This is a genomic window from Streptomyces xiaopingdaonensis (genome assembly GCF_000262345.1).
Taxonomy (GTDB): domain Bacteria; phylum Actinomycetota; class Actinomycetes; order Streptomycetales; family Streptomycetaceae; genus Streptomyces; species Streptomyces xiaopingdaonensis.
The window spans coordinates 1-25,420 of record NZ_AJTQ01000253.1; the positions used below are offsets into that span (position 1 = coordinate 1).

A 25,420-nucleotide genomic window follows, 5' to 3' on the forward strand; every position below is an offset into this window, starting at 1 on the left:
CGAGACTTCGACGTCCTGCTCCGCCGCGAGCGCGGCGCCCAACGACTCGGCGAAGATACGGTGGTCGTCGACCACCAGGACACGGATACGTTGCATCGCCACCCCCAGGCAGTGCGGGTACGGCGCCCGATGCACGGAGCGCGCATCCCACGGCCGCCGCCGTGTCTGCTGGCTACCCCGGCACCGGGCGTCGTACCCGGCTGTCTCGCCCCCTGATCGGCATCGGCCCCCACCGACGCCGTCTACCAGTCTCAGCGTACGGATGCCCGCACCCGACGGAAGGCGATTGGCACAACTCCTTTGCGGGCGCGGCCGATCCGTGCGGTCCGCGGGGCGCCGGCGCAGCGCCCCGCGGACCGCTCCCGGAATGCACATCGGCCCGGTGCGCTGGGAAGACTCCCGCCGCACCGGGCTCTGCGCCTATGCGGTGAGCCGGCGTGCGCCCGCGCTCGGTACCGCCTCGAAGACCTCCGGTTCGGCGTACCCGGCCTCGGCGAACGCCAGCACCAGTGCCTCGCGGACGTCGTCCACGAGCCCCTCGTCGAGGAGGACGATCGCCGAGCCGCCGAAGCCCCCGCCGGTCATCCGCGCACCGAGCGCGCCCCGGTCGACGGCGACCTCGACGACGAGGTCCAACTCCGAACAGGAGACGGCGAAGTCGTCCCGCAGGGACCGGTGCCCCGCGGTGAGCACGGGCCCGACCGCCCGCGTCTCGCCCGCGTCGAGGAGCTCGATCACCTGCCGGACCCGGTCGTCCTCGGTGACGACGTGGTGCACGTACCGCCGGACGACGGGGTCCTCGATGCGGCCCAGCGCCTCGTCGAGCCCGTCGAGCGGCACGTCGCGGAGCGCGCGGACGCCGAGCGCCGCGGCTCCCGCCTCGCAGCCGCGGCGGCGCTCGGCGTAGGCGCCGTCGCCGAGTTCGTGCTTGACCCGGGTGTCGACGACGAGGAGCCGCAGCCCCTCCAGCGCGAGGTCGAAGGGGACCTGACGGCGCTGGAGGTCGCGGGTGTCGAGGTGGAGGGCGTGGCCCTCGGTGCAGCAGGCGGCGGCCATCTGGTCGAGGATGCCGCTGGGCACGCCGACGAACTCGTTCTCCGCGCGACGGCACACCTCGGCGAGGCGGGGCCGGTCGAGGCCGAGCCCGTAGAGGTCGTCGAGCGCGAGCCCCGTGGAGACCTCCAGCGCCGCCGAGGACGAGAGCCCGGCGCCCGTCGGCACCGTGGACTCGAAGTGCAGGTCAGCGCCGCCGACTCGGTACCCGGCGGCCCGCAGCGACCACGCGACGCCCGCAGGGTACGCCGCCCAGCCGCCGGCGAACCCCTCGGCGACGGGGGCGAGTCCGTCGAGCGTCAACTCGACGACGCCGCCCGGCTGGTCGGAGGAGTGCACCCGCAGCACGCCGTCGTCGCGCCGCGCCGCCTCCACGCGGCACAGGTGCGGCAGCGCGAGGGGCATGACGAACCCCTCGTTGTAGTCGGTGTGTTCGCCGATCAGGTTGACGCGCCCGGGAGCCCCCCAGGCGCCCTCCGGCTCCCGCTCGTAGATCTCGCGGAACCGGAAGGCCCCGCCCGCCGTGGTGGCGCTCATCGTGCCGCCTCCGTCCGCTGCGCGAACTGCCAGGCGTCGCCGACGATTTCGACGAGGTCGGCCCGGTGCGGCGTCCAGCCGAGCACGCTCCGCGCCCGGTCGGCCGAGGCCACGAGGACCGCCGGGTCCCCTGCGCGCCGCGGTGCCGGCGTCACCGGGACCGCGCGCCCCGTCACCTCGCGGACGGTCTCGATCACCTCGCGGACGGAGAAGCCGTTGCCGTTGCCGAGGTTGCAGACCAGGTGGCCGCCGGGGGTGACCGCGTCGAGCGCGCGCAGGTGGGCCTCGGCGAGGTCGGTGACGTGGATGTAGTCGCGGACGCAGGTGCCGTCGGGCGTCGGGTAGTCGTCGCCGAAGACGGAGACACTCTCCCTGCGGCCCTGCGCGGCCTGGAGGACGAGCGGGATCAGGTGCGACTCGGGGTCGTGCCGCTCGCCGTAGGCGCGGCCGTCGGGCGCGAAGTGCGCGCCGGCGACGTTGAAGTAGCGCAGCGATGCGGCGGCGAGGCCGTGCGCCGCGCACTCTCCCGTGAGCATGTGGTCGACGGCGAGCTTGGTGGCGCCGTAGGGGTTGGTCGGCTGCGTCGGGGCGGTCTCGGTGACCGGGGAGCGCTCGGGCTCGCCGTAGACCGCGGCCGTCGAGGAGAAGACGAGGCGCCGCACGCCGGCCTCCCGCATCGCAGCGAGCAGCTCCACCGTGCCGCTGAGGTTGTTCCGCCAGTACTTCTCGGGGTGTTGGACGGACTCGCCGACCTGCGAGTGCGCGGCGAAGTGCAGCACCGCGTCGTAGCTGCCGTCGACCCACTCGGCCGCCTGCTGGATACGCGCCTCGACGAACTCGGCACCCTCGGGGACCGCTTCGCGGAACCCGGTGCTGAGGTCGTCGAGGACGGTGACCTCGTGCCCCTCCTCCAGCAGCCGCGCAGCGACGACGCTGCCCACGTACCCGGCTCCGCCGGTCACCAGGTACCTGCCGGGGCTCCGCTCGCCCGCCTGGCGTCTCGTCGTACTCAACTAGCTTGCCACCTCTCGCAGTCGCCGAGCCGCGGCCTCCGGCGGCACGTCGTTGACGAACACGTTCATACCGGACTCGGACCCGGCGAGGAACTTCAGCTTTCCCTCACTCCGCCGGATGGTGAAGAGTTCCAGGTGGAGCGCGAACTCCTCCCGCCCGAACGCCTCCCCCGAGTGCGTGGTGCGCCCGATGCGGGGCGCCTGGTGCCAGCCGGAGATGTACGGGGTGGGCGGTTCGCCGTCGCCGAAGATCCGGTCGAAGCGGCGGAGCAGTTCGAGGTAGACGGAGGGGAACTCCTCGCGTGCCTCGTCGCCGAGCGCGGTCAGGTCGGGGACCCGCGGCTTGGGGTAGAGGTGGATCTCGTAGGGCCAGTGCGCCGCGTGCGGTACGAACGCCACCCAGTGCTCGGCGTCGATCACCACCCGGTCGCCGAGGGCGAGTTCGCTCGCGACGACCTCGTCGAAGAGGTTGCTGCCGCCGGTGCGCGAGCTGAACTTCCGGGCGGCCGCGAGCATGCGGGCCGTGCGCGGAGTGGTGAAGGGGTAGGCGTAGATCTGGCCGTGGGGATGGCCGAGCGTCACGCCGATCTCGGGGCCGCGGTTCTCGAAGCAGAAGACCTGCTCGACACCGGGGAGCCGGGAGAGTTCGGCGGTCCGGTCGGTCCAGGCGTCGAGGACGAGGCGGGCGCGCTCCTCGCTGAGGTCGGCGAAGGACGCGTAGTGGTCGGAGGTGAAGCAGACGACCTCGCAGCGTCCCGCGCCGGGGCGGTGGGCGAGGAGGCCGAGCGGTCCGTCCTCCGTCTCGGGGCCCGGGCGGCCGGCGAAGGAGGGGAAGCGGTTCTCGAACACGGCGACGTCGTAGTCGTGTTCGGGGATCTCGCTCGGGCGGCCCTCGCTGCTCGGGCAGAGCGGGCACTGGTCGGCCGGCGGGTGGTAGGTGCGCGCGTTGCGGTGCGCGGTGATGCCCACCCACTCCTCGAGGAGCGGGTCGTAGCGGATCTGCGGTTCGGGCTCCACCCGCGGGAGGTCGCGCCGGTCGACGGCATCGCGTGACGCGTCCTCGTGGTCGGCGCCGTCGTAGTAGATGATCTGCCGGCCGTCGGCAAGGCGGCGTTGGGTCTTCTTCACCGTGCGGGCTCCTCGCTCGTTGACCCCAAACAGAATCGCACACATTGCCTCGCCAGCTCACACGAAGGGCAGTGCCGCGTGGCCCCTAGCCCACAAAAGACTCATTCCGGACAATCGATGCGGTGTTGGCTCCGGTAGCATCACGATCCAACAAAACCATGCAACAGAAGGCTTCAGAAAGGGAAGTTGGGCAGGTACTTTCGCGTCCGATCCGATCGCGCAATGAAGCGAGTAACCCCATGCACTTCCTGGCCGAAGAGCTTCGGCTCCCCACCAACGGACTCGATTACACACTTCTCGGCATCTACTTCGTCGTGGTGCTCGGGATCGGCTTCGCTGCCCGACGAAGCGTCAAGACGAGTCTCGACTTCTTCCTCTCCGGGAGGTCGCTCCCCGCCTGGATCACCGGCCTCGCCTTCGTCGCCGCCAACCTGGGCGCCACCGAGATCCTCGGCATGGCGGCCAACGGCGCCCAGTACGGCGTCTACACGGTGCACTGGTACTGGATCGGCGCGATCCCGGCGATGGTCTTCCTCGGCCTCGTGATGATGCCGTTCTACTACGGCTCCAAGGTGCGCTCGGTCCCCGAGTTCCTGCTCCACCGGTTCGGCCCCTCCTCGCACCTGCTGAGCTCGATCATCTTCGCGATCTCGGCCGTGCTGATCGCGGGCGTCAACCTGTACGCCCTCGCCATCGTGCTGGAGGCGCTGCTCGGTTGGCCGCAGTGGGTGGCGATCGTCGTCGCCGGGTTCTTCGTCCTCGCCTACATCACGCTCGGTGGGCTCTCCTCGGCGATCTACACCGAGGTGCTCCAGTTCTTCGTCATCCTCGCGGCGCTGATCCCGCTCACCGTCCTCGGACTCAAGCGCGTCGGCGGCTGGGACGGCCTCTCCGACTCGCTCACCTCCTCGCACGGCGGCTCGTTCATGACCGCGTGGGAGGGGACAGGGATCGGGACCGACAACCCGCTCGGCGCCAACTGGCTGACGATCGTGCTCGGCCTCGGCTTCGTGATGAGCTTCGGCTACTGGACCACCAACTTCGCCGAGGTGCAGCGCGCGCTCTCCGCGAAGAACCTCTCGGCGGCGAAGCGGACCCCGCTCATCGCGGCCTTCCCGAAGATCCTCATCCCGGCCGTCGTCGTCATCCCCGGACTCGTCGCGCTCGTCATGGAGCCCGCGCTCGGCAAGCCCGGCAGCGGCCTCGACTACAACCACGCGATCCCCGTGCTCATGCGGGACCTGCTCCCCAACGGCGTCCTCGGGATCGCCGTCACGGGGCTGCTCGCCGCGTTCATGGCGGGTATGGCGGCGAACATCTCCTCGTTCAACACCGTCTTCACCAACGACATCTACGCGGCCTACCTGAAGAAGGGGCGCCCGGACGAGCACTACGTGCTCACCGCGCGCGTGGTCACCGTCATCGGCGTGCTGATCGGGATGGGCACGGCGTTCATCGCCTCCACCTTCAGCAACATCATGAACTACCTCCAGACGCTCTTCTCCTTCTTCAACGTCCCGCTCTTCGTCGTCTTCATCGTCGGGATGTTCTGGAAGCGGACGACGCCGGCGGCCGGCTTCTGGGGGCTGCTCTCCGGGACCGCCGCAGCGATGATCAACTACTTCTGGTTCTACCAGGCCGGGGTGATCGACATCCCGACCGAACAGGGCGCCAACTTCGTCTCGTCGATCGTGGCGTTCGTCGTCGGCGGCATCGTGATGCTGATCGTCACGCTCGTCACCAAACCGAAGCCGGTGGCCCAACTCCAGGGCCTCGTCTACGGAACCGTCTCGCCCGGGCTCCAGGAGCCGCCGGCCGAAGGGGACGACGCCTGGTACCGGAAGCCGGCGCTCCTCGGCTGGGGCGCGATCATCCTCGCAGCCGTCTGCTACATCCCGTTCTCCCTCTGACGCCGCAAGGACGCTGAACACCCATGAGCGAGCAGCACAACCGCCCCGACGACGACAACCCGCCGGCCGCCGAGGAGATGGCCCGCGAGGTCGACGAGTTGGAGCGCCGCTCCAACACCGCGGCCCGCCTCTTCGACGTGCGGCGGATCATCGGCGGCCTCTTCGTCGTCTACGGGGTCATCGTGACCATCGCCGGAATCCTCGCCACCGAAGAGGACCTGGAGAAGGCGCAGGACGTCAACATCAACCTCTGGACGGGGCTCGCGATGCTGGCCCTCGGCGTCTTCTTCCTCGTCTGGCTGCGAGTCAGCCCCACCGTCCCGCCGCCCCCGGCCGAGGAGCTCGCCCGCGAGCAGGGGATCGACCCGCCCGACGGCGGCCCCGCCGACGGGCGGACCGACGGCGGCGAGTCACCGGGCACCCGCGACTGACGCAGCCGCGCGCGGCCGTCCGCACCTGCGGGCGGCCGTGCGCGGCTCAGCCGGCGCCGGGCGGGGCGGGCCCCGAAGCGCGGTCGAGGAGCCCCGTACGCGCGGCGAGGGCCGCCGCCTCCAGCCGCGAGCCCACGCCCAACTTCATGAGTACGCGCTGCACATGGGTGCGTGCCGTGCTCGGCGCTATCCTCATGCCGGCCGCGATCAACCGCGTGTCCTCCCCCTCCGCCACCCGCACCAGCACCTCCACCTCACGGGGCGTCAGCATCTTGAGGAGGCGGGCACCCTCGTCGTCGGGCTCGGCGGCCGGGTTGAGGAGCTCGGCGAAGGACTGCTGGAGCAGCTGCGGGGCCACGGCCGCCTCGCCGGTGCGCGCCTTCACCATGGCGCGCTCGACACCCTCGATGCGCTCGTCGTGCCGGACGTATCCGGAGGCGCCGGCGGCGAAAGCGGCAGCTATGCCCCGCGGATTGGGTACGGGCCCGAGGACCACCACGGCGATCTGCGGCTTCTCCCTCTTGATCCGCACCACCGGATCGAACGTGCCGGGCTCGGCGGGGGCGGCCGTGCCGAGCAGGCACACCTCCGGAGCCCGGCTGATCACCAGCTCCGCCGCCCCGGCACCCGGCGCCGCCGCGGCCAGCACACGGTGGCCTCTCAGCTTCAGCGCCGAGGCGAGGGCCTCGGCGAGCAGGCGGTGGTCGTCGACCACCATGAGCCGCACGCTCATGAGCTTCCCCCCACACGTCAGGAGAGGCCGATACCCCCCAGGCCCAGCCCCTCTCCTGTCCCCGGAAGCTACACGCTCGCTGCCCGATCCGCGCCCCGTACGAGACGAAATCCCCCTCGAACAGGCCGCGCTGAGCGGGTAGTTACGCCGCCGGCCCGCCGCAGCGGGTGCGACGGGCCGGGTGGGAGGGGTGCGCGGGTCAGTCGGCGGCGAAGCCGACGGCGAGCTTGCGCTTGTCCCTGTCGTGGTCGCGCCGCTCCGAGATCAGCTTCTCCAGCAGGAAGAGGCGGTTGTTCTCGTAGATGATCGGGGTGCGCGCCGAGTAGGGGGCGATGGAGATGGCCTGCTCGCCCTTGCCGACGTCGGAGACCGGCATCTTGAGCTGCACCGTCTCCTTGCCCTGCGCGGCGTCGAGCTTCACGATCTCGCCGCCGACCGAGTAAGCGGGGAGCTTGTACGCGATGACGTCGTCGCCCTCCGTCTTGATCGGTACGATCGTGCGCTTCTCGCCTGCCGACGCCTTCCACTCGGCCTTGCCCGTCGCCCAGTCGAAGGCCATCACCTCGTTGGTGCGGCCGGAGTCGCTGGAGCCGGCGTGCTCGGTGGTCGAGAGGTAGAACGCGTCCTTGCCGACGGCCATCGTGTGGCAGGAGTTGACCTCGGTCGAGCACGGCTTGTTGTAGCGCTTGCCGATGGTGACCTTCGCCTTGAGCTTCCCGTTGTCGTCGACCGTCATCACGTCGGTCGGCAGGGAGGTCCCCGCGCCGACGACGAGGGTCAGCGGCTTCGTCGACGCGATCCGCGCCGTCTGGACGCCCTTGGGCGCCTTGAACTTCATCGTCGCCTTGCCGGTCTTCGGGTCGAGCTTCTGCACGGTGATCTGCGAGGAGGAGAAGCTGCCGCACTCGACGACGACGGCGAGCTCGTCACCGCCCGCGTAGCCGGTGTCCCGGCAGTTGCTCGGCTTGCCCGACCACAGCTCGTTCCCCGAGGAGATCGAGTACGCGACGGAGCCGCCGATCCACGCGGCGGCGACGGTGTCGCCGCTTATCGCGACGTTCTCGGCGCTCGTCGTCGTGGAGCCGGGCAGGTCCTTGTCCCAGACGAGCTTGCCCGCGTTGAGGTCGATCACCACCATGCGCGTGCACTTGGCGCTGCTGGAGACGGTCTCCTGGACGATCGCGGCGACCTTGCCGTCGGACGTCTTCTCGTTCGACGCCGCGCAGACGCCGCCCTTGAGGTCGAGCCGCCACTTCTCCTCGCCGTCCGGCAGGCTGAAGCCGACCACCTCGTTGACCGAGCTCTTCGCGAAGACCTTGTCCGTGGCCCAGCCGCCGACCACCGAGGTGACCGTCTTCACCTCGGGCGCGTCGAGGCTGACGATCTCCTTCGCCTTGACGTTTCCCTTTCTGTCGCCCTCGCCCGAGGCGCCCTGCGACGAACCCTTGTCGTCGCCCTTCGACTCGTCCGAGCCGTCGTCGTCCCTCGTCACGAAGAAGACGGCGACCCCGGCGATCAGGACGACCGCGACGGCGGACGCGATGATGGCGATCAGCTTGTTGCTGCCACCGCCGCCCGGCTTGCCTCCCGGGGGCGGCGTCGGGTAGCCGAGGGCTCCCGGCGGGGCCTGCTGCGGGTAGCCGTAACCGCCCTGCGGGTAGCCGTACCCGGCGGGCGGCGGGGGCTGCTGCGGGTAGCCGTAGCCGCCCGGGGGCGGCTGCTGCGGTGCGCCGAAACCGCCTGCGGGCGGCGGGGCTTGGGGGCCGCCAGGCGGCGCCTGGGGCGGCGGGCCCGGAGGCGGTGCCGGGGCGCCTGCGGGCGGCGGTGCCTGGGGCGGTTGGGGCGGCTGGTTGGCGGACGGCTCCTCGGAGTCCGGGCCCTGCGGTGCGCCGAACCCTCCGGAGGGCGGCTGGTTGGGCGGTGGAGGCGGCTGCGACATGGCGATCCCTCGTGAACGTGCTGGCCGAATGCCCGGCCCCTCTCACCCCCGTGTGGACACCCACGCACGTGCAACCCCCGTACGAAAAGCGCCCTGGGCCGAGCGAATCGGACACACAGCCGGCCAGTGGTCGACTTCTGAGCGGACATTCTTTCTACCACCGGATGCCCGAAAGCCAAGGGGCGGTTCCCACCGGGGCGAAGGGGACAGGCCCCGCTCGACCGGGAATTCGCCTCCGCCGGTCCCCAACTGCCCGCTCTCGACGCTCACTTCACGGGAGACGACAGCATCCGCTGCCGACCTGGCGGGGCCTCGAAGCCCACGGCGAGGGTGGACTTGGGGTGGTCGGGGTCGTCGTCCCCCAGCGTCGTCTCCTGGAGGAAGAGCCGGCCGTCGGCGAAGACGAGCGGCACGTTCTCGCCGGTGCTGCAGATCTCCGCGGACGCGTCGCCCTCCGGTGCCGGCGTCCTCAACAGGCGCCGCTGGCCGCCGTTCTCGGGGTCGACGAGGAGCACCTCGGCGCCCGTCCCCCGGCCCGGGCTCCGGTAGGCGAGGACGCCGCCGCCCACCCTGGCGAAGGGGGTGAGCAGGCCGCGGCCGTCCGCCGAGGACTTCCACACAGCGCGACCCGTCCTGCGCTCGAAGGCCATCACCTCGTTGGTCGTAGGGTCCTTCGGGCCCGCGCCGTTGTGCTCCTGGGTGGCGAGGTAGATGCGGTTCTCGTCCACGGCCATCGAGTAGCAGGAGTCCACTTCGCCGCCGCACGGCCGCCGGTACCGCGAACTCAGCGGAATCCGCGATTCCACCTCGCCGTCCCCGCCCACCGTCAGCACGTCGGAGACGAACTCCTCGCCGGCGCCCACCACGAGCGTCAGCGGGTCGGCCGAGGCGATGCGCACGGTGCGGACGTTCTTCGGCACCTCGAACTCCCAGAACGGCTCGCCCGTACGCGGCTCCACGCGCTTCACGTACGACTTCATCTTCGGCGGATTGCCGCACTCGACGACCGCCGTCAGCCCCTCGCCGCCCACGAACCCGCGGTCGCGGCACCACGTCTCGTCCCTGTGCCACAGCCGCTTGCCCGTCGCGACGTCGAACCCGGCGGAGTGGCCCGTCCACGCGACACCGACCGTACGCCCGGCGAGGGCGATGCTCGCGTGGCTCCCCGGGCCGCCCGGCAGCTTCCACCGCCATACGACCGTGCCGGTCGTGAGGTCGAGCAGCGCGACGGAGGTGCACTCCGCGTCGTGGTCCTCGCCCGCGCGGACGACGACGGCCACCCCGTGGTCCGCCGTCTGCCCGCTGGAGGCGGCGCAGACGCCGCCGCCGAGGTCGATCGTCCACCGCGTCTTCCCGTCCGGGAGACCGACGCCGCGGACCCCGCCGAGGGTGGTCTTGGCGAAGACCTCACCCGTCGCCCAACCGCCCGGGACCGTCGTCGGCGCGTTCGCTCCGGGTGCCTCCAGGTCGAGGACCTGCCGCGCCTCGCCCCTCCGCGGCTCGTGGAACCCGTCGGGCCCGCCCCGCCGGCCGTCGGCCGTCACGGCGAGCACACCGAGGAGCACGACGAGCGCCACCACCACCGAAGCGGCGACGAGAACGACGACGTGGGCGGGCCTGGTCCCCTTCCCGTGCGGCGGCGAGACCGCGGGGTCCGTGCCGCCCCCGGAGTACGCGGACCCTCTCAGCCGTGGCACTTCCCGTTCCCCCTCCCGTGCGCGGACCGGGTAACCGTACCCGCGCAACTCGGCTGGTACGGAGGCGCGTTGGGGCTCACGGGGCCGGGGCACGCCCGGGAGCGGGCGCTCCGTCGTCCGTGGCGCGGAGAGCTGCTTCCGGACGGGGTGACTGCGCCTGCCTCGCCGGGCAGGGCAGGGCAGGGCAGGGCAGGGCAGGGCAGGGCAGGAGGATCTGCGGCCACGTGGCCGCCCGCGCACGACTGGACCGGGCGAGCGCCTCACGGAGCAGTCGGCCGGCGCTCCTTCACCGCGGCCGCTTCGAGCCGTGCACGCGGACCGCCGGCGCGCGGGCGTGAGGTTCTCGGCGCCGTCCCGCCGAACTCCCCGTCCGCGGCCGCCCGTCGGGCCCGGCCCCTACCCCTCCTCGCCCAGCTCCAGCCACCGCGTCTCCAACTCCTCGCGGCGGCCGGAGAGTTCGCGAAGGCGTGCGTCGAGATCCGCGACGCGGGCGAAGTCCGTCGCGTGGGTGGCCATCTCCTCGTGGAGGGTGGACTCCTCGGCGCCGATCTTGTCCAACTGGCGCTCGATGCGCTGCATCTCCTTCTGCGCGGTGCGGGAGATGCCGGGGGACTTCGCCGGCTTCGCCTCGGGCTGCTTGGCGGCGGCGGGCGCCGAGTTGGCTGCCGCGGCCTCCTGGGCCGCGCGGCGCTCCAAATACTCGTCGACGCCGCCGGGGAGCATCCGCAGCGTGCCGTCGCCGAGGAGGGCGAGGACGCGGGAGGTGGTGCGCTCGATGAAATACCGGTCGTGGGAGACGACGATCAGCGAGCCGGGCCAGCCGTCGAGGACGTCCTCGAGCTGGGTGAGGGTCTCGATGTCGAGGTCGTTGGTCGGCTCGTCGAGGAAGAGGACGTTGGGCTCGTCCATGAGCAGGCGCAGCACCTGGAGGCGGCGGCGCTCCCCGCCGGAGAGGTCGCTCACCGGGGTCCACTGCTTGTCCCGCCCGAAGCCGAAGCGCTCGCAGAGCTGCGAGGCGGTCATCTCGCGGCCCTTGCCGAGGTCGACGCGGGAGCGCACCTGCTCGACCGCCTCCAACACCCGCAGGCCGCCGTCGAGTTCGGTGACCTCCTGGGAGAGGTAGGCGAGCTTCACCGTCCTGCCGACCTTCACACGCCCGCCGACGAGCAGCGGCGAGGGGACCTCGCCACCGGTCTGCGCCGTCTCCGCGAGCGCCCGCAGCAACGTCGTCTTGCCGGCGCCGTTGACGCCGACGAGGCCGATCCGGTCGCCGGGGCCGAGCTGCCACGTAAGGTGCTTGAGCAGCACCTTCGGCCCGGCCTGGAGAGTGGCGTCCTCCAGGTCGAAGACGGTCTTTCCGAGGCGGGAGTTGGCGAACCGCATCAGCTCGGCGTCGTCGCGCGGCGGCGGCTCGTTGGCGATGAGCGCGTTGGCGGCCTCGATGCGGAACCGCGGCTTGCTCGTGCGCGCGGGGGCGCCGCGGCGGAGCCAGGCGAGCTCCTTGCGCATGAGGTTCTGCCGCTTCGACTCCTCCTGGGCCGCGATCCGCTCGCGCTCGGCGCGCGCGAAGACGTAGTCGGAGTAGCCGCCCTCGTACTCGTGGACGGCGCCGCGCTGCACGTCCCACATGCGGGTGGCGACCTGGTCGAGGAACCAGCGGTCGTGGGTGACGCAGACGAGCGCGGAGCGGCGGGCGCGCAGGTGGCGGGCGAGCCACGCGATGCCCTCGACGTCGAGGTGGTTGGTGGGCTCGTCGAGGACGACGAGGTCCTGTTCGGCGATGAGGAGTTGGGCGAGGGCGATACGGCGCCGCTCGCCTCCGGAGAGGGGGCCGATCACCGTGTCGAGGCCGCGGGGGAAGCCGGGGAGGTCGAGCCCGCCGAAGAGCCCGGTGAGGACGTCGCGGATCTTGGCGTCGCCGGCCCACTCGTGGTCGGCGAGGTCGCCGACGACCTCGTGGCGGACGGTCGCCTCCGGGTCGAGCGAGTCGTGCTGCGTCAGGACGCCGAGGCGCAGGCCGCCGTTGTGCGTGACGCGGCCGCTGTCGGCCGTCTCCAGCTTGCTGAGGATCTGCACCAGCGTCGTCTTGCCGTCGCCGTTCCGCCCGACGACGCCGATCCGGTCGCCCTCGCTGACGCCGAGCGAGACACCGTCGAGCAGGGTGCGGGTGCCGTACACCTTGCTGACGGTTTCCAGATTGACGAGGTTGACAGCCATTGCACTCCATCGGCAGCGGATCGCGGGTCGGACGGCCAGCCTTCCAGCGTAGTAGTCCGGGACGACCGGCGGGGACGCCGACCACCGCGCGCGGAGCACGCACCGTCGCGGTGGCTTGACGGTGCGTGACCGTCAACTGCCGTGGAGCATCAGCGCTATGCCGCCGACCATCGCCGCCGAGGCCGCTATCCGCGAGGCGCCGAACCGTTCCTTGAAGAAGATCGCGCCCATCGCGGCACCCGCGATGATCGAGGACTCCCGGAGCGCGGCGACGGGGGCGAGCGGCGCCCGGGTCTGCGCCCAGAGCACGAGCCCGTACGCGACGACGGAGAGCCCGCCCCCGAGGAGCCCGCGCGCCGCGACGGGCCGTAGCTGCCCCCAGAGCCGCCCCCGGCGCACGGCGAGCGCGTACGCGGGGATGGCGAGCCCCTCCAACAGCATCAGCCAGCCGATGTACCCGAGCGCGCTGCCCGAGGCGCGGACGCCGACGCCGTCGACGACCGTGTACGAGGCGATCGCCAGGCCCGTGCCGACGGCGGCCGTCAGCGCGGGCCAGTCGGGCCGCGCGTTCCGTATCCCCCAGAGCGCGAGGGCGAGCAGCGAGGCGGTCGCCAGCAGGACGCCGGCCAACTGCCAGGCGTCGGGCAGCTCGTGGACGAAGACGGCGGCGAGCACCGTCACGACGAGCGGCGCCGTTCCGCGCGCGACCGGGTAGACCTGCCCGAAGTCGCCGAGCCCGAACGACCGCATGAGCAGCGCCTGGTAGAGGACGTGGAGCACGGCGGAGGCGAGGAGCGGAGGCCACGCGCCGGCCGCCGGCACGGGCGCCACGGCGACGAGGACCGCGCCGCAGACGGCGCCGCCCGCGCCGACGAGCGTGAAGGCGACGAGCTGGTCCTTGATCGCATGGGCCAACGCCGACCACGAGGCGTGCGCGAGCGCCGCCGTGAGGACGGCGGCGACGACGAGCGGCGTCACGCGGACTGCTCGGTCGGCCGAGCCTCCCCCGCGGTGCGCGTCCCCTCTCGGACGTCGGCGAGCCGGCCGCCCGCGTACTCGACGAGGGCGCGGGGGGCGAGGGCGAAGACCGTGTGCGGGGTGCCTGCCGCGGCCCATACCGTCTCGTGGGCGAGGAGCCCGCGGTCGGCGAGGACCCGCATCGCGGTGGCGTGGCCGAAGGGCGGCACGCCGCCGATGGCGAAGCCGGTGGCGCGGCGGACCGTTTCGGCAGAGGCGCGGCCGACGCTTTCGCTGCTCAACTCCGCCCGCACCAGCTCGACATCGACGCGTCCGGCGCCGCCCATCAGGACCAGCACGGGGTCGCCGTCGGCCTCGAAGACGAGGGACTTGACGATCTGGTCGAGGCCGCAGCCGATGGCCTCTGCGGCCTCGGTGGCCGTGCGGGTGGCCGCGGGGAAGCCGCGGACTTCCACGTCCGCGAGTCCGAGCTGCTCCAGCGCCGCGGTGAACCTGGGGTGGGCGGTGGTGGGTTGCGTCATGGAGGCGACCGTACCCCCGCGCGCTCCGGGCCCGCGACGCGCGTTCCCGCCGCGTACGGCAGCGGCGCCGCACCTCGGGGCAACTCCCCGGGGTACGGCGCCGCGTTGGCACCTGCCGGCTCAGCCTGCGGACTCCAGGACCTTCCGGACGACGGGCCCCGCGTTGTCGCCGCCGTGCCCGGAGGCCGGTACGACGGCGGCGGCGGCGAGGTCGCCGCGGAAGGCGGTGAACCAGGCGTTGGGCTTCTTCTGGCCGTCGACCTCGGCCGAGCCCGTCTTGCCTCCGATGTCGCCGCCGAGCCCGGAGAGGGCCTCGGCCGCGGTGCCGCTCGTCGCGGTGAGCTTCATCAGCGAGCGGATGTCCTTCGCCGTCCGGGGCTTCATCGTGCTGGGCGCCTTGGCGAGGGTGCGGTCGTCGAGGGAGGGGTCGACGATGACGGGCTGCTTGAAGTTGCCGCTCTCGACGGTCGCCGAGACGGAGGCCATCGTCAGCGGGTTCATCCGCACGGCGCCCTGGCCGATGAGCGACGCCGCCATCTGCGCGTCGGCCTGGACGGGGACGCCGCCGTCGAAGGTGCCGGTGCCGACCTGCCAGTCGAGGCCGAGGCCGAAGATGTCCTTCGCCGCCTTGGTGAGGTCGTCGTCCTTGAGCTTCTTGGCCTGGGTGATGAAGGCGGTGTTGCAGGAGCGGGCGAAGCTCTGCGCGAAGGTGCCGCCGTCGATCTTGAACTTGTCGAGGTTCTGGAACTTGAAGCCGCCGTGCTTGGCGTACTTGGGACAGGGGTGCGGCTTGCCCGGAGCCGTGATGCCCTTCTCCAGCAGCATCGTCGAGGTGACCACCTTCATGGTGGAGCCCGGCGCGAGCGAGCCGCGGATCGACGAGTTGAAGCCCTCCGCCGGGGAGTCGGCGACGGCGAGGATCTCGCCCGTGCTCGGCTGCACGGCGACGACGGACGCCTTCGACTTGCCCTTGACGGCGGCCTCGGCCGCGCTCTGGGCGCCGAGGTCGATCGTGGTCTTCAACGTGCCCGGGGTGCCCTTGCTGAGGACGGCGAGCGGGCGGCCCTTGGTGTCGCCCTTGGAGCCCTTCTTCGCGTCGACGATGCGAGTCTGGACGCCGGGGGTGCCGTCGGTCTTGTCGCCGTAGCGCTGGCGGAGGTCGTCGAGGATGTTGCCGAGGGTGGGGTGCTGCTGCTTCGTGAGCGGCTTGCCGTTGCGGTCGACGGCCTTGATCGGCGGTGTGCCCGAGGCGTCGGTGCGCAGCTCCTGGCCCTTCTTCAGCTTGGGGTGGAGCACCGAGGGCTTCCACGCCACGACGGCCTCGCCCGTCTCGGTGTCCCGGACGACCTCCAGCTCCGACTCGTAGTTGAGGCTGGAGCGCTGGTCCTTGTAGGCGAGTTGGGCCGTGACGCGGAAGGGGACCTTCGCCCCCTGCGCGGTGCGCGGCGTGAGCGCGACGCTGCTGAAGCGGGCCTTGGAGGAAAGCTGGGAGAGCGCCTTGCCCGCTGCCGAAGCGTCGTCGGTGCGCTGCGCCGCCTTGTTGAGGCGGCCGCCCGACCAGTCGCCGAGGAACGCCTTGGCGGTGTCCCGCACTTCGGCGACGCTCGGCGGTCCCGTCTCGACCGACTCGGGCGCCTTGCCGTCCCCCGAGCTGACCTTGCCCTGGGTCTCGGTGGTCTCCTCGCCGTCACCCCCGACCAAGGCGTAGACACCGAAGCCGGTCAGCCCGACGACCGCGGCGGCGACACCGCCGATCACGGCCATTTTCTGACTGTCACGCATCTGACTCTCTGCCCCTCCACCCCGCCTCAGCCGACGTGACCGAGGACCGTGCGAGGCACCATAGAACACGAGAGTGACAACTCGTGTCCCGGTATGCCCCATCAGCCCCGTATCCGGGAGATGCGGAGAGCGGGATTCACCGATTTCAGCGGTTCGGACCGGAGTTCGGAACCGCTGGGCTCCACTCCGACACTCCCCCCGGAGACGTGCGGCAGGTCGCCCGCGGTTCCCGTGCACCGCGGTTCGATTGCACCGATCGGCGACAACTCACGTGTAACAGTCACCGATTGGGCGGCCGTCAGATCCAGGTACTCAGCCACATCCGGTGCCGCCACTCCTCCATCGGCAGCGCCTCGCCCGTGAAGATCGGCCAGAACGCGACGAAGTTCCACAGGATCAGCAGACCCACCACCCCGACGGCCACCACCCCGGCCGTGCGCCGTCGGTCGTCCACACCCGGCGGCCCCGCGAGCGCACCCGCCGCCATCGCCAACCCCAGGCACAGGAAGGGCAGGAAGACCACCGCGTAGAAGAGGAAGATCGTCCGCTCCTGGTAGAAGAACCACGGCAGGTACCCCGCCACCACCCCGCACAGGATCGCGCCGCCGCGCCAGTCCCGCCGGAAGAGCCAGCGGTAGGCGACGTAGAGGAGGGCGAGGCACGCCGCCCACCACAGGACCGGCGTCCCCAGCGCGAGGACCTCGCGGGCGCAGCCCTCGGCCGCATCGGCGGGGCAGCCGTCCTTGCCCGCCTTCGGGGACTCGTAGAAGTACGAGACGGGGCGCCCGAGGACGAGCCAACTCCACGGGTTGGACTGGTAGGTGTGCTCCGAGGTCAGGTTGACGTGGAACTGGTAGACCTCGTTCTCGTAGTGCCACAGGCTGCGCAGCGGTCCGGGCACCCATGCCCAGGGGCCGCCCGCGCCCTGCTCCGCCGCCCAGTTGCGGAAGTAGCCGCCGCTCGTGGCGAACCAGCCGCTCCAGGAGGCGACATAGGTGCCGAGCGCGACGACGGGCAGCGAGACGAACGCGGGCAGTGCGTCCTTGGTGAGCATCGCCCGGAACGGACGCGCGGCCCCCGCCGTGCGCCGCGAGCCGACGTCCCACAGGACGGTGAGGATGCCGAAGGCGGCGAGCACGTAGAGGCCGTTCCACTTGGTGGCGAAGGCGAGCCCGAGGCAGAGCCCCGCCGCCAACCGCCAGGGCCGCAGGCCGAGTCGGAGACGCGTCGCCGTGCCGTGGTCGGGGAGCGCCGTGCCGCCGTCGTCGCGTGGGAGACCGTCGGCGAGGCGGGATCTGCTGCGGTCGCGGTCGACGAGGAGGCAGCCGAACGCCGCGAGCACCCAGAACATCACCACCAGGTCGAGGAGGGCCGTGCGGCTCATCACGAAGTGGAGCCCGTCGACGGCCATCAGGGCGCCGGCGAGGCAGCCGAGCGCGGTGGAGCGGAAGAGCCGGCGGCCGATCCGGCAGAGCATCAGCACCGACAGGGTGCCGAGGAGCGCGACCATGAACCGCCAGCCGAACGGGTTGAGCCCGAAGGCCCATTCGCCGAGCGCGATCACCCACTTCCCCACCGGCGGGTGGACGACGTACGAGCCCTCGTCGGAGAGCGGGATGTGCTGGTCGTCGGCGAGGATCTGCTCGTTGGCCTTGTCGGGCCAGGTGCCCTCGTACCCCTGCTGGAGCAGGGACCAGGCGTCCTTCGCGTAGTACGTCTCGTCGAATATCACCGCGTGCGGCGACCCGAGGTTCCAGAACCGCAGCGCCCCGGCGACGAGGGCGACGAGCAGCGGGCCGCCCCACGCCGACCAGCGGGCGAGACGAAGTGCGACGAGGGGCGGGAGGCCGAGCGTCCGGCCGAGCGCACCGTCCGGTTTCGGGAACGGCGGCACCAGGCGGCGGACGACGCCGGTGCGTGCACGGGGGGCGTAGCCGAAGCGGCGCAACCGCGCCGTCCAGGCCGGTCGGGCGTCCTCGGGCTGCTCCTCGCGGTCCACGTCCGCCACCGTGTCACTGGTCGTCACGCGGGCCATCGTAAGGAAGCATCCCGGCGGGCCGCTGTGCGTCCCCTTCGACGAGTCGGCGGCGCCGCACGAGCGTCCCACTCCGGCGCCGTCGGCGGCCGGCGCTGCTGCGAGGATGGGCGGGTGACTGGAACGCTCGTACTCGCCGGCGCGCCGATCGGCGACCCGGCCGACGCCTCGCCCCGGCTCGCCGACGAACTCGCGGCGGCCGACGTCGTCGCCGCCGAGGACACCCGGCGGCTGCGGCGGCTCGCGCAGGCGCTCGACGTGCAGCCCGGCGGGCGGCTCGTCTCCTACTTCGAGGGCAACGAGGCCGCGCGGACACCGGAGTTGGCGGACGAACTGGAGGGCGGGGCGCGGGTGCTCGTCGTCACCGATGCGGGGATGCCGTCCGTCTCCGATCCGGGGTACCGGCTCGTCGCCGCGGCCGTGGAGCGGGGGGTGCGGGTCACCGCGGTGCCGGGTCCCTCGGCCGTGCTCACGGCGCTCGCCGTCTCCGGGCTGCCGGTCGACCGGTTCTGCTTCGAGGGGTTCCTCCCCCGCAAGCGCGGCGAGCGGCTCGGCCGGCTGCGGGAGGCCGCGGAAGAGCGCCGTACGCTCGTCTACTTCGAGGCGCCGCACCGGCTCGACACGGCGCTCGACGCGATGGTCGAGGTCTTCGGAGGGGAGCGGCGCGCCGCCGTCTGCCGCGAGCTGACCAAGACGTACGAGGAGGTACGGCGGGGCCCGCTGCGGGAGTTGGCGGCGTGGGCGGCCGAGGGGGTGCGCGGGGAGATCACGGTCGTGGTCGAGGGCGCGGCGCCGCCGGACCCCGGCGAGCTCGACGCGGCGGAGCTGGTCCGCCGCGTCGCGACGCGGGAGGCGGCGGGCGAGCGCCGCAAGGAGGCGATCGGCGCGGTGGCGAAGGCCGCAGGGGTGCCGAAGCGGGAGGTCTTCGACGCGGTGGTGGCGAGCAAGCACGCGGAGGAGTGAGCGCACGCCTGCTCGTACGGGAGGCGGCGCAGGGCGACCGTGGAAAGAGGGCCGTGGCCCACGCGAAACGCACGGGTGGACGCCTTCCGGTAAAGAGCGGCCCTGCAACGGTAAACGAGCGCACCCGGATGCCGCCTCCCCGTACACGGCGGAACAAAATCTCCGCCAACGGCTGCGTACCCGCACTGCGTTGCGCGCCTGCCGGGCGTCCACTGGCCGGAGAGCGCATTTCGCGGAGAGGAGCCGAACATGGATGGCGTGTACGGCAACAAGGGTGCAGCAGGGCGGTCCCCGGCGCGTGAGGACGGGCACGAGGCGTACTCCTTCGCCTGCATGAAGTGCGGCCACGGCTGGGAGCAGGAGTACGAGATCCACCACGGCGCGCACGCCGACGGCACCCCCTACGTCGTCTACTTCGCGGACGGTGCGCGGGTGCCGTCCCCGCTCACGCGGCCCACGTGCGACGAGTGCGACGGGCACCTGGTGCGCATCATGCGCTCCGGACGCGTCTCCGGCGCAGCGAGCCACCTGCACCGCTGACGGCGCCGCACGACCGGCCCGCGCGGCGCCCGCCTTCCCCGCCGCCCGAGCGACCGCGGGATTCCGGGACCGACTCCGTTGCCGTTTCCCGGAGTCGGCGGCCTCGGCGGAATCCACGCGCACCGCGACGACCCCCAACTCGGCCGAGTACCGAGGCGCGTGAGGAGCCGCGCACGGCAGAAAGCACGGGAGGAAATCGCGCGTTTCCCGCGGCAACCGAGCCGGGGATGCCGGCGCCCCCTCGCCCCGAGGACCGCCGGGCGACGTCCTATCCTCGCTGTATGTCGAAGACCCCGAGGTCGGAGCAGCCCGCGCCCCCGCTCCCCGAACCGCTCGGCACCCCGGTGGCCGACTCGCACACGCACCTCGACATGCAGCAGCCCGAGGTGGCCGAGTCGGTGCGGGCCGCCGCCGAGGTGGGCGTGCGCACGCTCATCCAGGTCGGGTGCGACGTGGAGCGCTCCCGGTGGTCGGCACGGACCGCCGCCGAGTGGCCCGACGTGTGGGCCGCCGTCGCGCTCCACCCCAACGAGGCACCGCGCCTCCACGGCAGCGCCGGCGCCGGGGGTCCTGCCGGCTCCCCCGCCGAACTCGACGCCGCGCTCGCGGAGATCGAGAAGCTCGCGGCGCTCCCCCAGGTCCTCGCCGTCGGGGAGACGGGGCTCGACTACTTCCGCACCGGCGAGGAGGGCGTCGCGGCGCAGCAGTACTCGTTCCGCGAGCACATCGCCATGGCGAAGCGGCTCGACCGCGCGCTCGTCATCCACGACAGGGACGCGCACGACGACGTCGTCCGCATCCTCCGCGAGGAGGGCGCCCCCGCGCGGACGGTCTTCCACTGCTTCTCGGGCGACGCCGCCCTCGCCGAGGTCTGCGCCTCACACGGCTGGTTCATGTCGTTCGCCGGCAACGTCACCTTCAAGAACGCGCAGGGGCTCCGCGAGGCCCTCGCCGCGGCCCCGCCCGAGCTGGTCCTCGTGGAGACGGACGCCCCGTTCCTCACCCCGAGCCCGTACCGCGGAAGGCCGAACGCGCCGTATCTCGTTCCGGTCACGTTGCGGGCGATGGCCGAGACGAAGGGAACGACGGCCGAGACGCTCGCGGCGCACGTCGCAGCCAACACGGCGCGCGCCTTCGGCTACTGAGCCCCTCCCGCACCGCACCGCCGGACGGCGGAACCGCCGCGACACCACGGACTTGCGTCGCTTGGGCAAGGGCTCCTCGCTCCATTACGTTCCCGGCGCAGTCGAGCCGCCGAGCGCTTGGAGTGGTCGCGTGAGCCAGCCGCATGAGAAACCTCGAGTCCACAGCGACGATCGCGGCGACGCGACCTCGCCCACTGCAACCCCCCGAGCCCCGGAGCTGCCACGGCAACCCGGGGCCGAGCCGTCTCCGGACGGCCGCGGACGGAGACGCTCGCGTGCCGCGCGCACGCTCTCCGCGCTGCGGCAGCTCTCGCAGAGACCGGCCCCCGCCGGCGGCGAGCAGCCCCCCGCGGCACCCGGCGACACCGACATCGCCATGCCCACCCCGCGGACGACGCAGGACCAGGACCCGTCCCCCGCGCCCGGCACCGAAACGGACGAGCCCCCCGGCCAACACCCGTCGCGCTTCCCCACGTTGGCCCTGCGGCGCTGGCTGCCGCAGGCGCTCGCGCTCGCCTGCCTCGCCGGCGGCGCGGGCACGCTGCTCGTCCACGACAAGGACGTGACGCTCACCGTGGACGGGGAGCCGCGGACGCTCCACACCTTCGCCTCCGACGTCGAGGAGCTCCTCGACGAGGAGGGCCTGCGCATCGGCAGCCACGACATCGTCGCGCCCTCCCGGCACCAGCAGCTCTCCGACGGCGACGAGGTGGCCGTGCGCTACGGCCGGCCGATGCGGCTCACCCTCGACGGCCGGCAGCGCCGCGTGTGGACGACGGCCGAGACCGTCAGCGCGGCGCTCGGCCAACTCGGCGTGCGGGCCGAAGGCGCCGACGTCTCCGCCTCGCGGAGCGCGCGGATCGCACGGCAGGGCATGTCGCTCGACGTGTGGACGGCCCGCCGGGTCACCTTCCGCGCCGACGGCGAGGACCACGTCGTGCGGACCACCTCGCGGACCGTCCGGGAGGCGCTGAAGGAGGCGGGACTCGCGCTGAAGCAGCAGGACCGGCTCTCCACCTCGCCGCGCGCCTTCCCCGGCGACGGCGAAGTGATCGAGGTGACGAGGGACCGCGTCGTCGAGCACGCACGGGAGGAGCGCATTCCGTTCCGCACCGTGCGGCGCGAGGACCCCTCGCTGCTGCGCGGCCGGGAGGTCGTCGAGCGCTCGGGCCGCTCGGGGGTGCGGCGGGTCACCTACGAGCAGCGGGTCGTCGACGGTGAGCCGAGGGAGGAGCGGAAGCTCGGCAGCGAGGTGGTGCGCAAGCCACGCAAGCGCCTCGTACGCGTGGGGACGCGGAAGCCGCGTCCGGCCGTCTCGCCCGCGCCCCGCTCCACCGCGTCCGGCGGGAAGAAGCGGAGCGCGAAGGCGCCGAGCGGCGGCGGTGGCGGCCAGAACTGGAGCGCGCTGGCGCACTGCGAATCGAGCGGCAACCCCAACGCCGTGGACGCGTCCGGGAAATACGGCGGCCTGTACCAGTTCGACACCCGCACCTGGCACAGCGTCGGAGGCAGCGGGCGCCCGCAGGACGCGTCGGCCGCCGAGCAGACCGCGCGCGCGAAGAAGCTCTACGCGTCACGGGGGGCGAGCCCCTGGCCGGTCTGCGGCCGTAAGCTGTCCGGGTGAGCGACTCCCCCGGCACCTCCGCACCCGAGACGGCGGGCGGTTCGCTGCTCGGCCCTGCCGACGTCCGCGAACTCGCCGCCGCCCTCGGTGTGCGCCCGACGAAGCAGCGCGGCCAGAACTTCGTCATCGACGCCAACACGGTCCGCCGTATCGTGCGTACCGCGGGGGTCTCGGGGGACGACACGGTGCTCGAAGTCGGCCCGGGGCTCGGCTCGTTGACGCTGGGGCTGCTGGAGTCGGCGCGTGCGGTCACCGCCGTGGAGATCGACGAGGTCCTCGCCGCCGCGCTGCCGTCGACGGTCGAGGCGCGGGTGCCGCACCTCGCCGACGGGTTCCGGATCGTCCGCGAGGACGCGCTGCGCGTCACCTCCCTTCCGGGGCCCGAGCCGACGGCGCTCGTCGCCAACCTCCCCTACAACGTGGCGGTTCCCGTCCTGCTCCACCTGCTCGCGCGGTTCCCGAGCCTGCGGAGCGGCCTCGTGATGGTGCAGGCCGAGGTCGCTGAACGGCTCGCGGCCGCGCCCGGCTCCCGGACGTACGGGGTGCCGTCGGTGAAGGCCGCGTGGTACTGCGACGTGCGGCGCGCGGGGGCGATCGGCCGGAGCGTCTTCTGGCCCGCGCCCAACGTCGACTCGGGGCTCGTCGCGCTGGAGCGCCGCAGCCCGCCCGCCGTCGACGTCGCCCGGGACGACGTCTTCGCCGTCGTGGACGCGGCGTTCGCGCAGCGGCGCAAGACGCTCCGGGCCGCGCTCGCCGGCTGGGCCGGTTCGGGCGCCGCGGCGGAGCGGGTGCTCGACGCCGCCGGGGTGGCGCCGACGGCGCGGGGCGAGTCGCTGACGGTCGAGGAGTTCGCCGCCGTCGCGGCGGCAGGCAAGAAGGCTGCCGAGGAGGGCGCCGCGTGAAGCGCACGGTGACGGTTCGGGTTCCGGCGAAGGTCAACGTCGGCTTGTCGGTGGGGGCTCCGCGCGCGGACGGCTTCCATCCGCTCGCCAACATCTTCCTCGCCGTGGGGCTCTACGACGCGGTCTCGGCGACGCCGGCCGACTCGTTGCAGCTCACCGCGTCGGGCCAGGGCGCCGAACTGGTCCCGCTCGACGAGCGGAACCTGGCGGCGCGCGCCGCACGCCTCCTCGCGGAGGCGCACGGACGCGACCCCGCCGTCCGACTCCACCTCGCCAAGGACATCCCCGTGGCGGGCGGCATGGCCGGCGGGAGTGCGGACGCCGCGGGTGCGCTGGTGGCGTGCGACGCGCTGTGGGGGACCGGCGCCTCGCAGGACGAACTCCTGGAGATCTGCGCCGAGTTGGGCTCGGACGTTCCGTTCAGCCTCGTCGGCGGCGCGGCCCTGGGGCGCGGCAGGGGCGAACTGCTGACGCCGCTGCCCGTCGGGGGCGAGCTGCACTGGGTCTTCGCCGTCGCCGACGGCGGCCTCTCCACCCCCGACGTCTACCGCGAGTGCGACCGGCTGCGGGAGGTGGCGGGGCAGTCGAAGGTCGCGGAGCCCGAGGCGCCTGCCGCGCTCCTCGCCGGGCTCCACTCCGGCGACCCCGCCGAGATCGCGCCCGAACTCGTCAACGACCTCCAGCCGGCCGCGCTCTCGCTCCGCCCGTCCCTCGCCGAGACGCTCGACGTCGGCACCGGGGCCGGCGCCCTCGCCGGGCTCGTCTCCGGCTCGGGGCCGACCTGCGCGTTCCTCGCGCGGGACGCCGAGTCGGCCGTGCACGTCGCGAAGGCCCTTGCCGCGTCGGGCAGTTGCCTCACGGCGCGGGTCGCGGCAGGTCCGGTGCCGGGTGCGGTCGTCGTCTGAAGGGCGGGGTGCCCGTCACAGGCACTCGCGCACCGCGCGCACCAGCGCCTGCGCACGCGGGTCGCTGGTGACGGACTTGCGCATGCCGTTGGTGGTGTAGGCGAAGGCCGCGCCGGACTCCGGGTCGGCGAAGGCGAGCGAGCCGCCGCGCCCCGGGTGGCCGAAGGAGCCCGCCGAGAGCATCGGGCTCGCGGGCCCGTGGAGCATGTAGCCGAGGCCGAAGCGGGTGGTGACGACGAGGACGCGGTCGGGGCCGTACGACTCCTGGGAGCGGGCCTGGGTGAGCGTCGCGGGGGTGAAGAGCCGTGGCGCGTCGGGGAGTCGGCCGAGGAGCGCGGAGTAGAAGCGGGCGAGCGAGCGGGCGGTGCCGAAGCCGCCGGCCGCCGGGTGGCCCGCGGCGCGGTAGTCCGGTGCGTTCTCGTCGGGGGGCGGGGTGATGGCGGAGAACGCGCGGTTGGTGAGCGACTCCGGGTCGCCGTACGCCTCGGCGAGGGAGCGCTTGGGGCGAATCCTCAGGTCGCCGCCCCGGGCCGCCTCGGGCGCGGGGACCGGCGCGAGGCGGGCGGCGCGGTGGCGGGCGGCGTCGGGGAGCCCCAACCACAGGTCGAGGCCGAGCGGTTCGGCTATCTCGCGCGCGAGGAACCGCGCCGCGGTGCGTCCGGTGGCGCGCCTGATCACCTCGGCGAGGAGCCAGCCGTAGGTGTGCGGGTGGTAGCCGTGCGCGGTGCCCGGCTGCCATGCGGGGGCCTGCCGGGCGAGCGCCGCGGGCGCGGTCGCGCCGTCGCTCGCCTGCTCGGGGGTGAGCGGGGTGTCGAGCGCGGGGAGGCCCGCTCGGTGGGAGAGGAGGTGCCGCACGAGGACGCGTTCCTTCCCTGCGGCCTTGAATTCCGGCCAGTAGTGGCCCACGGGTGCGTCGAGGTCGAGTTGGCCGCGCTGGTGGAGCAGGTGGGGCACGGCAGCGGTGAGGCCCTTGGTCGCGGAGCGCAGCATGACGACGGTGTCCTGCGTCCACTCGGGCGCCGTGTGCGGGTGCTCGGGGTCGGTGGTGCCGGCCCAGAGGTCGACGACGGGACGCCCGTCGCGCTGGACGGCGACGGCGGCGCCCGTCTCCCCGCGCTCGGTGAGGTTGCGTACGAACGCGTCGCGTACCGGCTCGTACCCCTCCGCCACCGTGCCTCGGACGTCTGCCCCTGCCACGCTTCCTACGCTCCTGCCCAGTTCCCTTGCGTCCCGTGCGTTCGCCGGCGGCGCCAGAACCGTCGGTCTCGCCGTGCTCAACCGCCGGGCGCCTCCGTCTCTTCCCGCACGGTGCCGAGCGCGGCGCACGGGTGGCGGCTCAGCCGGCGGGCGCGGTCACGGAGCGGGGG

The 25,420-nt window shown here is 72.9% G+C and carries 20 protein-coding genes and 1 pseudogene; 8 read left to right on the top strand and 13 right to left on the bottom strand.

What is annotated here, in order from left to right; genetic code table 11:
* The 4 genes and pseudogenes from UWG_RS32830 to galT all read right to left on the bottom strand — a co-directional run.
* Positions 1 to 96, bottom strand: a pseudogene (locus tag UWG_RS32830) (DNA-binding response regulator); the annotation flags it as partial.
* Between the two features lie 324 nt (positions 97 to 420).
* Positions 421 to 1,590: a galactokinase gene (gene galK / locus UWG_RS0119965; RefSeq protein WP_016908972.1), complete on the bottom strand. Its 1,170-nt coding sequence runs from the start codon at positions 1,588 to 1,590 to the stop codon at positions 421 to 423.
* Positions 1,587 to 2,552 (bottom strand): UDP-glucose 4-epimerase GalE, encoded by a 966-nt coding sequence (gene galE / locus UWG_RS0119970; protein WP_016908973.1) that lies wholly within the window; start codon positions 2,550 to 2,552, stop codon positions 1,587 to 1,589. Before galE ends, galK begins: the two co-directional genes overlap by 4 nt.
* A 51-nt stretch (positions 2,553 to 2,603) precedes the next feature.
* Positions 2,604 to 3,731 carry a galactose-1-phosphate uridylyltransferase gene (gene galT / locus UWG_RS0119975; RefSeq protein WP_016908974.1) on the bottom strand — a complete coding sequence of 376 codons (1,128 nt, stop codon included), beginning with the start codon at positions 3,729 to 3,731 and terminating at the stop codon, positions 2,604 to 2,606.
* 239 nt (positions 3,732 to 3,970) lie between these two features.
* Here galT and UWG_RS0119980 point away from each other — a divergent pair, with 239 nt between their 5' ends.
* Complete coding sequence (locus UWG_RS0119980; RefSeq protein WP_016908975.1) at positions 3,971 to 5,641, top strand: sodium:solute symporter family protein; 1,671 nt, start codon at positions 3,971 to 3,973, stop codon at positions 5,639 to 5,641.
* A gap of 23 nt (positions 5,642 to 5,664) precedes the next feature.
* Complete coding sequence (locus tag UWG_RS0119985) at positions 5,665 to 6,072, top strand: DMT family transporter (RefSeq protein ID WP_016908976.1); 408 nt, start codon at positions 5,665 to 5,667, stop codon at positions 6,070 to 6,072.
* Between the two features lie 46 nt (positions 6,073 to 6,118).
* Here the strand turns inward: UWG_RS0119985 and UWG_RS0119990 are convergent, their stop codons facing one another.
* The 8 genes from UWG_RS0119990 to UWG_RS0120025 form a co-directional block, all read right to left on the bottom strand.
* Entirely contained in the window at positions 6,119 to 6,805 is a 687-nt protein-coding gene (locus tag UWG_RS0119990; protein WP_016908977.1) for a response regulator transcription factor, read from the bottom strand.
* A gap of 199 nt (positions 6,806 to 7,004) precedes the next feature.
* Positions 7,005 to 8,744: an outer membrane protein assembly factor BamB family protein gene (locus UWG_RS0119995; protein ID WP_016908978.1), complete on the bottom strand. Its 1,740-nt coding sequence runs from the start codon at positions 8,742 to 8,744 to the stop codon at positions 7,005 to 7,007.
* A 266-nt stretch (positions 8,745 to 9,010) separates the two neighbouring features.
* On the bottom strand, positions 9,011 to 10,441 hold the full coding sequence (locus tag UWG_RS0120000; protein ID WP_016908979.1) for an outer membrane protein assembly factor BamB family protein: 1,431 nt from the start codon (positions 10,439 to 10,441) through the stop codon (positions 9,011 to 9,013).
* A gap of 396 nt (positions 10,442 to 10,837) precedes the next feature.
* The gene (locus UWG_RS0120005; RefSeq protein ID WP_016908980.1) at positions 10,838 to 12,658 is read right to left on the bottom strand and encodes an ABC-F family ATP-binding cassette domain-containing protein; all 1,821 of its coding nucleotides are present in this window, start codon (positions 12,656 to 12,658) and stop codon (positions 10,838 to 10,840) included.
* Between the two features lie 132 nt (positions 12,659 to 12,790).
* Entirely contained in the window at positions 12,791 to 13,636 is an 846-nt protein-coding gene (locus UWG_RS0120010) for a DMT family transporter (RefSeq protein ID WP_016908981.1), read from the bottom strand.
* A complete protein-coding gene (locus UWG_RS0120015) occupies positions 13,633 to 14,157 on the bottom strand; it encodes a YbaK/EbsC family protein (RefSeq protein WP_016908982.1) in 525 nt (174 codons plus the stop codon). Before UWG_RS0120015 ends, UWG_RS0120010 begins: the two co-directional genes overlap by 4 nt.
* 120 nt (positions 14,158 to 14,277) lie before the next feature.
* Positions 14,278 to 15,939, bottom strand: a complete 1,662-nt coding sequence (locus tag UWG_RS0120020; protein WP_029391608.1) for a penicillin-binding transpeptidase domain-containing protein — start codon at positions 15,937 to 15,939, stop codon at positions 14,278 to 14,280.
* A gap of 298 nt (positions 15,940 to 16,237) precedes the next feature.
* Positions 16,238 to 17,974 (bottom strand): dolichyl-phosphate-mannose--protein mannosyltransferase, encoded by a 1,737-nt coding sequence (locus tag UWG_RS0120025; protein WP_016908984.1) that lies wholly within the window; start codon positions 17,972 to 17,974, stop codon positions 16,238 to 16,240.
* A 114-nt stretch (positions 17,975 to 18,088) separates the two neighbouring features.
* Here UWG_RS0120025 and rsmI point away from each other — a divergent pair, with 114 nt between their 5' ends.
* The 6 genes from rsmI (at position 18,089) to UWG_RS0120055 (ending at position 24,053) form a co-directional block, all read left to right on the top strand.
* Positions 18,089 to 18,937, top strand: a complete 849-nt coding sequence (gene rsmI, locus UWG_RS0120030; RefSeq protein ID WP_016908985.1) for a 16S rRNA (cytidine(1402)-2'-O)-methyltransferase — start codon at positions 18,089 to 18,091, stop codon at positions 18,935 to 18,937.
* A 249-nt stretch (positions 18,938 to 19,186) separates the two neighbouring features.
* Positions 19,187 to 19,477: a hypothetical protein gene (locus UWG_RS30550; protein WP_033196261.1), complete on the top strand. Its 291-nt coding sequence runs from the start codon at positions 19,187 to 19,189 to the stop codon at positions 19,475 to 19,477.
* 281 nt (positions 19,478 to 19,758) lie between these two features.
* On the top strand, positions 19,759 to 20,622 hold the full coding sequence (locus tag UWG_RS0120040) for a TatD family hydrolase (RefSeq protein ID WP_016908987.1): 864 nt from the start codon (positions 19,759 to 19,761) through the stop codon (positions 20,620 to 20,622).
* Between the two features lie 376 nt (positions 20,623 to 20,998).
* The gene (locus tag UWG_RS0120045) at positions 20,999 to 22,246 is read left to right on the top strand and encodes a resuscitation-promoting factor (RefSeq protein ID WP_016908988.1); all 1,248 of its coding nucleotides are present in this window, start codon (positions 20,999 to 21,001) and stop codon (positions 22,244 to 22,246) included.
* The gene (gene rsmA / locus UWG_RS0120050) at positions 22,243 to 23,148 is read left to right on the top strand and encodes a 16S rRNA (adenine(1518)-N(6)/adenine(1519)-N(6))-dimethyltransferase RsmA (RefSeq protein WP_016908989.1); all 906 of its coding nucleotides are present in this window, start codon (positions 22,243 to 22,245) and stop codon (positions 23,146 to 23,148) included. The genes UWG_RS0120045 and rsmA overlap by 4 nt, the downstream gene beginning before the upstream one ends.
* The gene (locus tag UWG_RS0120055; protein ID WP_016908990.1) at positions 23,145 to 24,053 is read left to right on the top strand and encodes a 4-(cytidine 5'-diphospho)-2-C-methyl-D-erythritol kinase; all 909 of its coding nucleotides are present in this window, start codon (positions 23,145 to 23,147) and stop codon (positions 24,051 to 24,053) included. Before rsmA ends, UWG_RS0120055 begins: the two co-directional genes overlap by 4 nt.
* 15 nt (positions 24,054 to 24,068) lie before the next feature.
* On the opposite strand, the gene UWG_RS0120060 is transcribed toward UWG_RS0120055, so the two are convergent.
* A complete protein-coding gene (locus tag UWG_RS0120060; RefSeq protein WP_033196263.1) occupies positions 24,069 to 25,250 on the bottom strand; it encodes a serine hydrolase domain-containing protein in 1,182 nt (393 codons plus the stop codon).
* Positions 25,251 to 25,420: the final 170 nt, after the last annotated feature.

Excerpts from the sequence above, each read along its gene's own strand:
- UWG_RS0119990 (WP_016908977.1), bottom strand. The coding sequence starts at position 6,805 with ATGAGCGTGCGGCTCATGGTGGTCGACGACCACCGCCTGCTCGCCGAG.
- UWG_RS0120040 (WP_016908987.1), top strand. The coding sequence starts at position 19,759 with ATGTCGAAGACCCCGAGGTCGGAGCAGCCCGCGCCCCCGCTCCCCGAA.
- UWG_RS0119980 (WP_016908975.1), top strand. The coding sequence starts at position 3,971 with ATGCACTTCCTGGCCGAAGAGCTTCGGCTCCCCACCAACGGACTCGAT.
- UWG_RS0119995 (WP_016908978.1), bottom strand. The coding sequence starts at position 8,744 with ATGTCGCAGCCGCCTCCACCGCCCAACCAGCCGCCCTCCGGAGGGTTC.
- UWG_RS0120025 (WP_016908984.1), bottom strand. The coding sequence starts at position 17,974 with ATGGCCCGCGTGACGACCAGTGACACGGTGGCGGACGTGGACCGCGAG.
- UWG_RS0119985 (WP_016908976.1), top strand. The coding sequence starts at position 5,665 with ATGAGCGAGCAGCACAACCGCCCCGACGACGACAACCCGCCGGCCGCC.
- UWG_RS0120045 (WP_016908988.1), top strand. The coding sequence starts at position 20,999 with ATGCCCACCCCGCGGACGACGCAGGACCAGGACCCGTCCCCCGCGCCC.
- UWG_RS30550 (WP_033196261.1), top strand. The coding sequence starts at position 19,187 with ATGGATGGCGTGTACGGCAACAAGGGTGCAGCAGGGCGGTCCCCGGCG.
- UWG_RS0120015 (WP_016908982.1), bottom strand. The coding sequence starts at position 14,157 with ATGACGCAACCCACCACCGCCCACCCCAGGTTCACCGCGGCGCTGGAG.
- galK (WP_016908972.1), bottom strand. The coding sequence starts at position 1,590 with ATGAGCGCCACCACGGCGGGCGGGGCCTTCCGGTTCCGCGAGATCTAC.
- UWG_RS0120005 (WP_016908980.1), bottom strand. The coding sequence starts at position 12,658 with ATGGCTGTCAACCTCGTCAATCTGGAAACCGTCAGCAAGGTGTACGGC.
- UWG_RS0120020 (WP_029391608.1), bottom strand. The coding sequence starts at position 15,939 with ATGCGTGACAGTCAGAAAATGGCCGTGATCGGCGGTGTCGCCGCCGCG.